This is a genomic window from Dietzia massiliensis (assembly GCF_018390595.1).
Classification (GTDB): Bacteria; Actinomycetota; Actinomycetes; order Mycobacteriales; family Mycobacteriaceae; genus Dietzia; species Dietzia massiliensis.
In genome coordinates, this window is sequence record NZ_JAHBAV010000269.1 from 1 (window position 1) to 395 (window position 395).

The 395-nt window shown below is 64.6% G+C and carries 1 protein-coding gene; it reads left to right on the forward strand.

Features of this window, described 5'->3' with window-relative positions:
* Positions 1–395 (forward strand): citrate/2-methylcitrate synthase (locus tag KHA85_RS20540; protein ID WP_272875194.1); only part of this gene is annotated, 395 nt, incomplete at both ends.

The following is a 395-nucleotide window of genomic DNA, read 5'->3' on the forward strand; positions in this document are numbered from 1 at the left end:
GCTGTATTGGTATCACTACAGCCACAACGGCGAGCGCATTCAGCCGGAGACCGACGACGACTCCATCGGCGGCCACTTCCTGCACCTGCTGCACGGCGAAGCGCCTTCCGCCAGTTGGGAGCAGGCGATGCACGCGTCATTGATCCTGTACGCCGAGCATGAGTTCAACGCCTCGACCTTCGCCGGCCGGGTGATCGCCGGCACCGGATCCGACGTCTATTCGGCGATCGTCGGCGCCATTGGCGCGCTGCGCGGGCCGAAACATGGCGGCGCCAACGAGGTGTCGCTGGAGATCCAGCAACGCTATGAAACGCCGGACGAAGCGGAAGCCGACATTCGCCGCCGCATCGACAACAAAGAGGTGGTGATCGGCTTCGGGCACCCGGTGTACACCG